This is a genomic window from Levilactobacillus tongjiangensis (assembly GCF_003946345.1).
Taxonomy (GTDB): Bacteria; Bacillota; Bacilli; order Lactobacillales; family Lactobacillaceae; genus Levilactobacillus; species Levilactobacillus tongjiangensis.
Genome location: NZ_RHNY01000019.1, coordinates 40,120 through 49,891, shown reverse-complemented (window position 1 = coordinate 49,891; position 9,772 = coordinate 40,120). Strand labels below are relative to the sequence as shown.

General features: G+C 47.4%; 8 protein-coding genes. 2 read left to right on the top strand and 6 right to left on the bottom strand.

Going from position 1 to position 9,772, the window contains the following annotated elements:
- Nucleotides 1–295: 295 nt before the first annotated feature.
- Nucleotides 296–1,003 carry an MIP/aquaporin family protein gene (locus EKM75_RS10715; RefSeq protein ID WP_125694492.1) on the bottom strand — a complete coding sequence of 236 codons (708 nt, stop codon included), beginning with the start codon at nucleotides 1,001–1,003 and terminating at the stop codon, nucleotides 296–298.
- 479 nt (nucleotides 1,004–1,482) lie between these two features.
- Between EKM75_RS10715 and EKM75_RS10710 the strand changes: the two genes are divergently transcribed.
- A complete protein-coding gene (locus EKM75_RS10710) occupies nucleotides 1,483–2,259 on the top strand; it encodes a C40 family peptidase (protein ID WP_125694491.1) in 777 nt (258 codons plus the stop codon).
- 606 nt (nucleotides 2,260–2,865) lie between these two features.
- On the opposite strand, the gene EKM75_RS10705 is transcribed toward EKM75_RS10710, so the two are convergent.
- The 5 genes from EKM75_RS10705 to EKM75_RS10685 form a co-directional block, all read right to left on the bottom strand.
- Nucleotides 2,866–3,288 (bottom strand): Spx/MgsR family RNA polymerase-binding regulatory protein, encoded by a 423-nt coding sequence (locus EKM75_RS10705; RefSeq protein WP_125681434.1) that lies wholly within the window; start codon nucleotides 3,286–3,288, stop codon nucleotides 2,866–2,868.
- Between the two features lie 495 nt (nucleotides 3,289–3,783).
- A complete protein-coding gene (locus EKM75_RS10700; protein WP_125694489.1) occupies nucleotides 3,784–4,962 on the bottom strand; it encodes a hypothetical protein in 1,179 nt (392 codons plus the stop codon).
- A gap of 41 nt (nucleotides 4,963–5,003) precedes the next feature.
- On the bottom strand, nucleotides 5,004–5,948 hold the full coding sequence (locus EKM75_RS10695) for a hypothetical protein (RefSeq protein WP_125694487.1): 945 nt from the start codon (nucleotides 5,946–5,948) through the stop codon (nucleotides 5,004–5,006).
- 364 nt (nucleotides 5,949–6,312) lie between these two features.
- On the bottom strand, nucleotides 6,313–8,163 hold the full coding sequence (locus EKM75_RS10690) for a glycoside hydrolase family protein (RefSeq protein WP_125694485.1): 1,851 nt from the start codon (nucleotides 8,161–8,163) through the stop codon (nucleotides 6,313–6,315).
- Nucleotides 8,164–8,313: 150 nt separating this feature from the next.
- Nucleotides 8,314–8,697: a MarR family winged helix-turn-helix transcriptional regulator gene (locus tag EKM75_RS10685; RefSeq protein WP_125694483.1), complete on the bottom strand. Its 384-nt coding sequence runs from the start codon at nucleotides 8,695–8,697 to the stop codon at nucleotides 8,314–8,316.
- A gap of 248 nt (nucleotides 8,698–8,945) precedes the next feature.
- On the opposite strand from EKM75_RS10685, the gene EKM75_RS10680 reads away from it, so the two are divergent.
- Entirely contained in the window at nucleotides 8,946–9,764 is an 819-nt protein-coding gene (locus EKM75_RS10680) for a Cof-type HAD-IIB family hydrolase (protein ID WP_125694481.1), read from the top strand.
- Nucleotides 9,765–9,772: the final 8 nt, after the last annotated feature.

Sequence of the window (9,772 nt, the reverse complement as noted above, 5' to 3'; positions counted from 1 at the left end):
TCAAAATCAGAATACAAAAAAGAGGTCCAATTCGAAAGTGAATTGAACCTCTGAAAATCCCTTCATCAACACCGGTTGACAAAGAGCCCTTTTTATATTGCCTCTGTTTAAATGACGCACTATTTGTATTAATCTACCAAACAGTCTCACCAGCATCAGTTGGCGCTAAGTTCAAACCAATGCTAAGCAACCTGCTAAGTAACTTTAAGCTGACATTTCTTTTGAAACCGATAATCATCTTAGCCAATAGGTCGCAGCAACTGGACTGCGACCGGCAAGGCGGCCAAATCAAAGACTATTTCAAAAGAAATTCCAACCCAGCGGCGAGCAACCCACCGATGAGCGGACCAAACATTGGGACCCAAGCGTAATTCCACTCAGTCGCCCCCCGATTAGGCACGGGTAAGATGGAGTAAGCCAACCGTGGTCCCCAGTCCCGGGCGGGGTTGATGGCGAACCCAGTGGTCGTCCCTAGTCCCATCCCAATAACCATGATCAGGGCGCCAACAATAAACGGTTTCAGCCCTTGGGTGAAGTCCCCCAGGTTCAGGAGAATAAAGATAAACGCCCAAGTGGCCACAATTTCAGAAATGAAGTTGAACAACGGATTCTTGATGGCTGGCCGGGTCGCAAAGATACCGACCTGATTACCAGACGCCTCATCCGGTGTTGCTTTAAAGTGGGGATAGAATTGAAGGATAACCAAGGCAGCACCCAGAAAGGCCCCTAAGAACTGACCTAATAAATAAGGTAATACATCGGCCCACGGGAAGAACCCAAATACGGCGAAACCAATCGTAACGGCCGGGTTCAAATGACCTTGCGAACCCAACATGCCGGCCACGTATACACCCATGGTCACGGCCATTCCCCAGGCAATCGTTACAAAGGTCCAGTCGCTCCCCTTCGCGTACGTCTTGTTGAGGTTGATACTAGCACCAGTCCCAGCACCTAACAAAATCAGAATCAGGGTACCGAAGAACTCGCCAATAAAACCACTCATAAAATACACCTACCTCATAATATTATGTAACCTAGACTAACGATTGAAAGCTGGTTTGATGTTTGACGCCTCCGGTTGTCAGGGGCGGTGGCCTGCTGCGGGGAACGCCTACGACCTAAAACCGGTCCTCCGGCTTGACTTGAAACCTCAGAAAACCACTGAGTTTCCAAGCTCATCCCGTGCTTAGTCAGCCTTTGACATCAGTCAGTCAAGCAAACAACTCAAACTTAACTTTCAACCCTTAATCTTAAATCAGCGCCATTAACAGTCTACCATAGCTGACTCTTACTGGCGCGATTATTTGTTTGCGCTTTCAAAGAACCCGCTAACCGCGAGTTATTCCAACCCTTGTAATATTACGGAGCCGCCACAAAAGTTAACGCCAATGATGTTCACCCGTAACTATCCTGTAAAAGAAAACGGCTATCTTAGTAAGTGTACCAGCGACATGAACTTACATATGAGGGATGGATATAAAGATGAAGACACTTAAAAAAGTCAGCTTAGCCGTGGCCTTTGCCGCAGCTTTAGTACCAGCATTTGGCCTGGGCACCACCGCTCATGCCAATGCCACGAATACCATTGTCCGCACCAACAATATGACCGATACCGCCTACACTCGCAAAGGCGCTACTGGCTGGACCTACAACCTGGGCGGTACTGCAACCAATATGACCTTTGGGAAAAAAACGCACTACTTAAAAAATTATCCAAACACGACTTGGCACGCCACTAAAAAGCGCTACATCGTGAAGAAAAACGGCGTGAAGTACCTTTACTACTATGTGACTAATGGTAGAAATACGGCCTCTGGTTGGATCTGGCACGGCTACCTGCAAAAGAAGAGCTACGCCCACACTTCGACCAGTACTGCTACGACCGGTACCGGTACTTACAGCGACATCTACAAGGCGGCTAAGGCCCAACTAGGCAAGCCTTACGTATATGGTGCCAACGGTCCCAGTTCCTTTGACTGCTCCGGCTTTACCAAGTATGTCTTTAATAAAGCCATTGGACAAACTCTGCCGCGGACCGCACAGCAACAATACAACAGTTATGACCACGTGAGCGCCAAGAATGCTAAAGCCGGGGACCTGATTTTCTTCGGTACTAGTAAGAATAATATCTCCCACGTGGGTATCTATAAGGGAAGCAATAAGATGATTGACGCTCAATTACGAGGTGTCGTCAACGAAGCCACGAACGTATCCTGGTGGCACACGGTCGGTTATTCACGACCAGCTACGTTAGATTAAGGCATCAGAGTGTGCCACTAGGCGGTTAGCTAGTGAGCATTAACGTCGAGCACCGAAAAATCCCGGGTTTGAATTATCTGGTGCTCGGAGTTAAGCGGAGCTAGCTGCCTAGTGGCACACGTTTCAGCAAGGTAGGATTAGAGATAAGAAAGAGTCTGGGCTTCCAGGCTCTTTTGTTTTACCCAAACAATTGAAAGACAAATCATCTGTGCCACCCCATTATTAACCAGCATCGGTAGCCAAAATTAGTCTAAATTGTGCGTACTCTGTCAGTCAGGGATTTTACCTGTTGTGATTATGTTTGCACGATCAGAACTGAGATTGTAACATGCGCCCATCTTTACGGCCTGGTAACGGCTTGGTTGAATGGCTTGCAGAACCACTGTGTAAGCCGAGAGGCCGCCAGATATGGGCTCAGGTGCATCGTTCTGCTTAGTTAGTAGGTGATTTTCCTACTGACTTAGCAGAAGACCAAGCTTGTAGACTCGGTCCCTTCGAGGCTTCAAGTTGCGTCCGCCCCGTTCCAGCCCATATCTGGCGGCCGGTAAGGCGCAAGGAAACAAAAAAAGCTACAACCGAATTGGTCATAGCTTGTTAAGTCTTCTATTAAGCTGGTGATACACCCAAGCCTTTGCCGTTTAAAATCTTGAAGAAACTAGCCAGTTCCTTCTTCCGGTAGGCAGCGGGAACGAATTCCCGAATGGTTTCCAAATCGAAACCAGTGGCTAACTTGTTACGATCAACGACAATTGGGTTCTTTAAGATACCCGGGTTCTTTTGTAAGAGATCAACCAGTTCGTTCATCCCCATATCCTGAACGGATGCAGGTAAGGCCTTGTAAGCCTTAGAACGGGTTGAAATCAAGTCGTCAGTACCTTCTTCAGTCAAAGATAACATGTAAAGAATCTCTTCCCGAGTTAAAGGTTGTTTTTTAATGTCACGTGCCGTAAAGATGGCGTCGTGGTTAGCTAACCATTTCATAGCCTTGGTTACCGCAGTCGTTTTCGCATGAAAGTACATTTTAATCATAGAATCGCCCTCCAATAATCTGTCTTCGATGAGGTGCAGAATTTTTTAGCACTCGGATGTTTGAGTGCTAATTTATGATTCTCATTGTACACCACAATGAGAAAGGATGAAACCCAAATCTCTCGGTCTAGCCCACCTTTTAACAATTTCTTCAGTTTCTCGTTAATTTGGGGGTTAAATCGACCCTTTTCATCGGCTTACAATACACTCTACCACGGGAATGCAACCGTTTTAAGGCGGAAAAATGAAGATTTTTTGAAGATGTTCATTGAAGCTTGGAAACAGCTTACCACTTTTCATGACAAACCGTCTTTGATTTGAATCAACTTTGAAGAGAAACTTAAGAAAACGTTCTCACTATCAAAAAAAGTAGTGTCGTCGAAATTTCGGCCACACTACTTGTCTTAAATCTCAATTTACTTAATCATTTGGACCATGTTAAAGAATCTTGTCCATCTTTTCTCAATTTTACTGTACCAGATACGAATTTCCCGTCTAATTCGTTGGATCGTCAGACACCGGTGACCAAATGTCGGCGCCATCACTCGTATCCTCCCATTCCAGAACCCCGGTACTGGACACCCGGAACTTCCCAATGGTCGGGGCAATCTCATCGCGTCCCATATCCCGGACCGTCACGACCACCCGGCCCTTACTATCCTTCTCCGGTGTCGAAATACCAGATTGTTTGTAGGTGTGGGTGGTTCCGCCAAAGTCCGAAAGGTGACGGGTGATCCAATCATCTAGCTGCTTTTCCGTCAGCTGTTTAGCTGGATTATTGCCAAAGCCAAAGGCCATCCCCGGCTTATTGGCCACCTTCGTCATGTCCTTCATCTCCGTACCATCCCCCGGCACGGTCAGCTTGTTACCACTCAGGGTCACTTTATAAACGCTGCCTAAGTACTTATCTGAATACGTCTTCAATAGATAAGTCCCTTGCCCGAGACTTTGATAGTAAACGGCGTTGTTGGCACCCCAGCCGTTCCCCGTTTGATAAACGGTATAGTTTTTCGTAAAGCTATCGATCTGGCCATCAATGCTCTGATCACTAATAAAGAACCGGGTTCGATCATAAGCAATCTTTTTATCATCGGTTCTGGTCGATGGGACAAAACCAGTGGACCAGGTCCCTACTAACTCGCTCGGCGCCCCAGTCTTCCAAACACCAGTGGTGTCACCGATAATATAGACCCCCTTGATGTGTTGGTAACTCGTCTTCACGGTGTAATCAGAGCTTTTGTTCGTGTACGTTAGTTCCAGCATATACGCCTCACCCTTAGGACTCTTCATGGCCAATTTATATTCACCATCTTGGCTACTTTGAATCGAATCAACCGTGCCACTCGCAATGGTCCCCCGGTTCTGGGAGGTCACCTGCCAGTGCCAATTGCCCTGCCGGTAGTAAAACTGTGAGTAGGTCAATTCCCCGTTACTTTGGGTGCTCCGGTCCTCAGCATTTTTCTGCGTGAGGCCATTCAGCAAGGTCGTCAACGCGGATGGCTTGGGAGTTTCCGTCTTAGTTGAAGAAGCTCCCGCCTTGGTGGCTGCCTGCTTCTTCACTACCGACTGACGACTACTGGCCTTATCCGCCGACTTCGTTTGATGGTGACCACAGCCCGTTAAGCCAACCGCCAGCAAGGCCAATACACTGATGCCAATTACTTTGATCTTCATTTCGTTCTCCTCAATTTTAAAACAACCGTCATTCAACCAGGTTAGTGAGCCTCATCATTGGTATATCTACCATCAATATTTTGATAGCTGGTCCATAAGTGGTAGGTATTGGAAGACCAATCATAGGAAACGTTTACGGTGAAGTCCTTTTGTTTCTCCATGTCTGACATCTCAAATGACGTCGGGTTCCCGGCGTAGTCCACCTTCACACTGCCGATCATGGCATGGATGATTGGTCCCCGTTTCTTTGAAGAAAAGTCCCAGTACCAATGGGCATAGCGACCATTTCTACTAGGATTCATACCATAAAATTCGCTGGTCGTTTGGTCACCGCCGTTGGTCTGTGTGCTGGCATCTTCGTAGCCCAGCCCACGACCGACCGTCGACTCGATAACATCTTGGAGGTTCACATCTTTGGCCGGCGTCACGTCGTCCTCAGTATCGCCCAACGTATAATCGCCGTTGATCTGTTTAAAGTCCGTGTTCAAATTATACTGGGTGTTTGATCCCGCCAACCAGTGAAAGGTCAGCGTGTAATTGGTTCCCTGATCATAGTACTCGCTCTTCATCTTCAGCTGCGCGGTCTGACCATCCTTTGCCACGCTGCGTACTTCGCCAACTTCAATCGTCCCCCGTTTACTGGAAGTCAACCACCAGTACCAGGTCCCGTTCTGTTGTTTGAATTGTGAATAAGTCTTTTCGTTGTCATTTGTCCGGGTACTAGCATTCTCACCCGCCTTCTCCGTCAAATCTGACAGAACGTCGACATCACCTGTTGAATCGGGGCGCCGACTGCTAGCTACCTTATGGCTGGACTGAACTTTGACCTTACTACTGGTAGCTGCACTGGGTTCAGGTGTCGCCGACTGGTGGCCCGCTATCGACAAGCCTAGGAAGAAGGCGAACCCTATAATGACAATGATGCCGACGCCCGCCCAAAGCTTGCGAGTAGGTGTCCATTTTGGCGACGATTGTTTATGACGCATAAATTTTCCTCTTTTCTCTATGTATAATTAAAATATTTTATCGGATTAATTCTTTTACGTATAACGTTATTCTACCAGTTTACCGAACGCTTGACAGCCGTGGATTTGGGCAAATTAGTTTGACTGGATATATTTGATAGGCTGGACTAGTTGGTGACCGGGATAAAAGTCTTTTTAAAAAACAAAAAGAGCCGAGGGAAATTAATCCTTCGGCTCTACGTATTTACTTTGGCTGAAACGTGCTATCGACAGGCAACTGGCTCCGCTTGACCCCGTAAGGCCAAGAATCCAGGTTCGGGATTCTCAACCTTACGACGTTAATTCTCACCAGTTAACCGCCTGTTATAGCACTCTTGTCACTCTCCTATGAATCTAAATCAAACGCCAACGCCCGCGTCCACAAGCCGTTGCTCATTTGGTAGTAGGTCGTGACCTTGCCACTTGAGTCCGTTCGCTTGGCCCGGTGCGTAATTGTAACGCGCCGTTTCGCTAAATCAGCCGTGGTGCCTTTTTGCTTGGCTAACAGTGGGTCGTTGAATGGCCGCGTGTAGACTGGGTAGATCTTCATCAACGTTAAGTCGCGGTCGTATTCTTCAACGTTAAAAGTATCGAACTGCAAGGCGCCTGAACGAATCCAGTAGGTCGTCTTGTCGTTCTTGCCAAACCGAATCCGGTACCACTTGCCAGTGTCGGCCGTGGCACGCATGTCAACGTAGACCCGCTTGCTCTTGAGCTTCTTCCAGTCGAACTTCATGATGTTCCAATTCTTGTGGCCACGAATGTGATTGTACACGGCGTAAGTCTTGTAGTTTTTCTTCAACTGCGCGTGCTGCGTAGCCAAGCCGCCCACGTACTTTTCGCTCTTGTTGGTCTGCTTGCGCTTCTTCAGCTTTTGTGAGGAAGTACTGCTAGAACTGTTGGAGCTGGAAGTTGGTTTGTGCACCGTCGTGTTCGTAATCGTCTGTTGCGCCGTCACATTGGTGATGACCGCTTTTTGCTTCTTCACCGTGTTGTTGGCGATATCGATATCCGACCCGGTCAGATCAAAGTTGCCCTTCACGAAGGCCGCCTTGGTTCCGGATTGCGTGGTGGCCTGGTTATCCGTAATCGTAACCCCCGTCATAGGGTTGCTAGCTGATTTGCTATCCAAGTAGACGTACTGCTTGGTTGGGTTGACGTTGGTGAACGTATTATCGGAAATATTCAGGTTCGTCATATTGTATTCAGGTTCGGAATTGTACAAGTAAATGTAATTCCCAGATCCTAGCACGTGTTGGTTGATAAATTTGTTACCAGTGATCCACAGGTTAGAAACGCCTTTAAAGTGAATCGTGGCAACCCCATCTGACATCAATGGCTTAGGATCGACCACTGTGTTGTTGGTGAAGAAGACATCGTGAATGATGCCGGCCTTACCATGACCATAGATGGCATGTTCACCAATTGGGTTCGGTGCGTACGAAGACACCTGGCCGGAAGACTTGGAGACTGGTAAGAACTGGTTCTTATCGACCTTCACGTCGTAGCTTGGCAAGTTATCGTACTGATCACCCTTGTTCTTGTAGGACATGGCCTTCGCGTTGGAATAATCCACTTGGATGGCTTCCTTGTAGTCCATGGAACCGTTGAACCCAGTGAAAACAGAATTCTTAACCGTCACATCGTGGCTCCCATCGATATCGATGTAGTGACCAGTTGGTGATTCGGCGTTATCAAAGACACACTTGTTAAACGTCACGTTGCTAGCGTGGTGAATACTTTGGGTGAAGACGCTCTGCCCGGCAGCGGTGTTATCCCCTTGGAAGGTTGCGCCCGTCCAAGTGACATTGCTGATACCACCGTCGTAACCCGCTTGGGGACTCGGATAAACGAAGTTGACCCGCTTACCAGAGGTTACCCGGAATACGGCACCCTTATCAAATTTAAAGTTGATGTTCGAGTGAAGCTTGATGGCCCCCGCACTGAAAACGTACGTCCCCTTGGGCACGTGGATCGTCACAGAACCGCTCCACTTATCGATCATGTTCTGCAAGGCGGCATTGTTGCTCGTCTTAGCATCACCAACCATCCCCTGGTGCTTGGCATTAATTGTCGTGGCCGCGTACGCCACCGATTCATTGGCCGACCGTGGTGTTACTGATACTGGATTTAGTCCCAATAACGTTGCTCCCGCAGCAACCACAGCGAATAAGCCTAATTTTGCTCGCAAATTCAAAAAATCCCCTCCACTTCCAAATTATTCCTTCATAATTCATTATAAACTAAGACATGCAAGCGTTGCGGTGTCTTAACCAAAATGTCATACGAATGAAAGATTCCGGACTTAAAGGGGACCAATTTTTCAATTATAAAATTAATTTAGTGGTTACATTAATTTGGCGATATCGTCGTGTAAGTTGTTGAGACGTTCAACGACTTGGCCGCGAACTTGCGTGTAAACCTTCACGCCATCTGGCGTCAACTTCAAATTATGTTGGCGACGGTCGACTTGTGAGGCGATACTTTCGATTAAACCAGCCCGCAATAACCGTGAAATCTGACCAGAGATCATCGACTTGGAAACGCCGATTTGACCAGCAAATTTCGTTGGTGTAAATTCTTCGCGTTGGTCAGTGATGGCGTGCAACAAGTTAAATTGTTCCAAGGAGATCGTGATATCCTCCGTTTTGATGGTCGTTACTGGCCGCATGATCTTTTGGAGTTGAGAAAACCATTCCAAGGATTGGTTTAAATCGTTCGTTTGCGTCATTAATCTTTCTTCCTTTCTGCATAGCTCTAGCAGGGATGACTCTTACTATCTTACCCGCTAATCATTTATTATAACCCTTATTTCTACTCTATATGTTACCGATTCATTAATAGTTTATAGCATAGTGCTCAATAAAACTAGTAATTGCAATCATTTTGTTATATTTCTTCCCCAGCGTCCCATTGAATTCCCAACATCAAGCCATTATGATTAAGGTTAAGAAATTCTAAACACAGAGGGAGAACTGTATGACTCAAATTAAACTGATTGCAACCGACGTCGATGGAACCTTTTTAAACTCACAACGACAGTACAATCACGATCGTTTCGATGACCAACTCACCCGCTTAGCAGCGGTCGGTATTCGCTTCGTCGTGGCTAGTGGTAACCATTTAGGCCACCTGCACCGTGTCTTTGCGCCCACCCCTGCCGTTCAAACGTTCGTTGCCGAAAACGGTAGTCTGATTGTGAACCAAGGCGAAACCTTATTTGAAACTGTGATTCCCAACCCCATCGTCAATCAAGTCGTCACCGCTATTCTAGCCGACGACCATTTACGACCACAAGTACTCCGGTTATCCGGTGCTCATGGAACCTACATCAACCGACGGGACCATCCCACAGACGAAGCATCCCAAGATTACTTCTTCAATAACATCGTCCGTGTTGACGACCTCACGCAGGTTCACGACACCATCTACAAAATCAACGGTGAGTGGCCCAACGAGACGATTCAAGCCCTAGCCGCCAAGCTTAACGCCCGGTTCCCTGGTCAAATTCACGCCACCGCCAGTGGTTTTGGCAGTATCGATATCGTTGCACCCCACATGAACAAAGCCATTGGTTTGATGCAGCTGGCTAAGTCCTGGGGCTTGCGCAAGGAACAGGTCGCAGCCTTTGGAGACAATGACAATGACCGAGAGATGTTGGAACACGTTGGGCTCGGCGTTGCCATGCAAAACGGCACCAAATCCGTCCGCGACGTAGCCGACTTGATTACACCTACTGACAACGATCACGATGGCGTGTTAAACGTCATTGATGCCATTTTAGCCGGTGAAGTTTAAAACTAGCT

Bases quoted from the DNA above. Each gene is read 5' to 3' on its own strand.
- EKM75_RS10715 (WP_125694492.1), bottom strand. From the start codon at position 1,003: ATGAGTGGTTTTATTGGCGAGTTCTTCGGTACCCTGATTCTGATTTTG.
- EKM75_RS10710 (WP_125694491.1), top strand. From the start codon at position 1,483: ATGAAGACACTTAAAAAAGTCAGCTTAGCCGTGGCCTTTGCCGCAGCT.
- EKM75_RS10705 (WP_125681434.1), bottom strand. From the start codon at position 3,288: ATGATTAAAATGTACTTTCATGCGAAAACGACTGCGGTAACCAAGGCT.
- EKM75_RS10700 (WP_125694489.1), bottom strand. From the start codon at position 4,962: ATGAAGATCAAAGTAATTGGCATCAGTGTATTGGCCTTGCTGGCGGTT.
- EKM75_RS10695 (WP_125694487.1), bottom strand. From the start codon at position 5,948: ATGCGTCATAAACAATCGTCGCCAAAATGGACACCTACTCGCAAGCTT.
- EKM75_RS10685 (WP_125694483.1), bottom strand. From the start codon at position 8,697: ATGACGCAAACGAACGATTTAAACCAATCCTTGGAATGGTTTTCTCAA.
- EKM75_RS10680 (WP_125694481.1), top strand. From the start codon at position 8,946: ATGACTCAAATTAAACTGATTGCAACCGACGTCGATGGAACCTTTTTA.